Annotated in this window: 3 protein-coding genes; all 3 read left to right on the forward strand. The window is 59.9% G+C overall.

The window, feature by feature from the left end; all coding sequences use genetic code 11:
• A partial coding sequence (locus ABY948_RS12080) for an undecaprenyl-diphosphate phosphatase (RefSeq protein ID WP_461482785.1) occupies nt 1–664 on the forward strand: 664 nt, incomplete at its 5' end.
• Between the two features lie 10 nt (nt 665–674).
• On the forward strand, nt 675–1,550 hold the full coding sequence (locus tag ABY948_RS12085) for an NAD(P)-dependent oxidoreductase (protein WP_461482786.1): 876 nt from the start codon (nt 675–677) through the stop codon (nt 1,548–1,550).
• Nucleotides 1,551–1,574: 24 nt separating this feature from the next.
• Nucleotides 1,575–2,461: M18 family aminopeptidase (locus ABY948_RS12090; RefSeq protein WP_461482787.1), on the forward strand; the 887-nt coding region annotated here is incomplete at its 3' end.

The following is a 2,461-nucleotide window of genomic DNA, read 5'->3' on the forward strand; positions in this document are numbered from 1 at the left end:
AGTACATGTGGGGTCGCTAGTGGCGGTACTCTGGTATTTCAAACACGACGTGCGGTTGCTGGTTGTGCACTGGTGCAAACATGTATCGGGGGGCAGCAGTACGCCCGAAAGCCGTCTCGGCTGGCAGATTATTCTGGCGACCATTCCGGCCGGGTTGGCGGGATTGCTGTTCGGTGATGTGATCGAAACCCACTTGCGTTCCACGGCGGTGATCGCGGCGACCACCATTCTGTTTGGCATCCTGTTGGGTGCTGCCGATATTTTCAGCCGCCGCACCCGGGCGCTCACGGAGTTCACCTGGCGTTCGGCATTGCTGGTCGGTCTTGCCCAGGCGCTTTCCCTGATCCCCGGGACATCAAGGTCCGGGATCACCATTACCGCAGCGTTGGCCCTGGGTTTTGATCGCGCCGCTGCAGCGCGGTTTTCCTTCCTGATGGCGATCCCCATCATTGTGCTCAGTGGTAGCTATGAAGCACTGGGGCTCACCCAATTACCCAGAGTACCCTGGGTGGATATCGCCCTGGGCACGGTGCTCTCTGCTATCGCCGCCTACCTTTGCATCCACCTGTTCCTCACCTGGATCAATCGCATTGGCATGTTGCCCTTTGTCATTTATCGCCTGCTGTTGGGTGCAGTGCTCATTGTCATACTGATGAATCCCTAGGAAGCAAACCGTGAGTAGAGTTGCCTTTATCGGCCTGGGCGTGATGGGCTTTCCGATGGCCGGGCATTTGAGTCATGCCGGCCATGACCTGTGTGTTTATAACCGCACGGCGGCAAAGTCCCAGCGCTGGCTGGAGCAGTACCCCGGGCGTGCGGCGGATTCACCCGCACAGGCCGCCCGGGATGCGGAACTGGTGTTTGCCTGTGTCGGCAACGATCAGGATCTGCGGGCGATTACCCTCGGTGAACAGGGCGCCTTTAGAGCGATGCCCGAAGGGTCCCTGTTTGTTGATCACACCACCGCTTCCGCCACCGTCAGTCGGGAGCTGGCGGCAATTGCCCGGCAACAGGGTATCGGTTATCTGGATGCGCCGGTCTCCGGTGGTCAGCAGGGGGCGGAGAAGGGCGCGCTCACCGTGATGGTGGGCGGTGAGGAAGACGATTTCCGGCGTGCCGAACCGGTGATGGCCAGTTATGCCCGTCAGGCATCCCTGCTCGGGCCGGTGGGCTCCGGGCAGTTGTGCAAAATGGTCAACCAGATATGTGTGGCGGGGTTGATTGAGGCGCTGGCGGAGGGTCTGCATTTTGCCCGGGCGGCCGGACTCGATCCGGCACAGGTGATCGATGTGATTTCCAAGGGCGCGGCGCAATCCTGGCAGATGGAAAACCGCTATCGAACCATGCTGGCCGGTGAGTACAATCACGGCTTTGCCGTCGACTGGATGCGCAAGGATCTGGACATTGTCCTCGATGAGGCCGGCAGGAACGGCAGCCGATTGCCGGTGACGGCATTGGTCAATCAGTTCTATGGCGAGTTGCAGAACATGGGCGGCGGTCGCTGGGATACGTCCAGCTTGCTGGCACGACTTGACGCGGCAGATGAATAAATTAAGAGAGCAGGGCAGGGGTCAATGAGCAGTCAGCGTTTTAATCAGCAATTGTTGGATTTCATTCACCAGTCACCCACGCCATTTCACGCCGTCAGGAATCTGCGGGCGGCGCTGGATGCCGCCGGCTTTACGCCGTTGCCGGAGGAGGACGCCTGGCAGGTCCAGCCCGGGGGGCGTTACTACATCACCCGCAATGGCTCCTCGGTTATCGCTTTTATCGCGGGACGGAAACCTGCCGAGGAAACCGGTATCCGCATGATTGGTGCCCACACGGACAGTCCTTGCCTGAAGGTAAAGCCAAAACCGGAATTACATCGCCAGGGCTATTTCCAGCTCGGGGTGGAAGTTTATGGCGGCGCGTTGCTGAACCCCTGGTTCGATCGCGACCTGTCCATTGCCGGCCGGGTGATCGTCGACAATGGCGACGGCGGGCTGCGCCAGGCACTGGTCGATATGCAGCGCCCGGTGGCGGTTATCCCCAGCCTGGCCATTCACCTGGATCGCGAGGCCAACAATGAACGGAAGATCAATCCGCAAACAGATATTCCGCCGGTGCTGTTCAGGGCGCGCGAAAAAAATAACCGGGATTTCCGTCAGCTGCTCTTCGCCGAGCTGGCGAAAACTGAGCCCGCCCTGTCCGGCAAGAACGTTGTCGACTATGAGCTGTACTTCTACGACTGCCAGGCACCGGCCATCACTGGGCTGTACAGCGAGTTTATCTCCAGTGCCCGCCTGGACAACCTGCTGAGCTGTTTCACCGGCCTGATGGCCTTGCTGGAGGCTGGAGAGCAGCAAACCAGCATGTTGATCTGCAACGATCATGAGGAAGTGGGCAGTGTCTCCGCCTGTGGCGCCAACGGTCACATGCTGCAATCCCTGCTGGAGCGGCTGTATCCCCAACCGGAACA

Source organism: Porticoccus sp. (assembly GCF_041592135.1).
GTDB lineage: Bacteria > Pseudomonadota > Gammaproteobacteria > Pseudomonadales > Porticoccaceae > Porticoccus.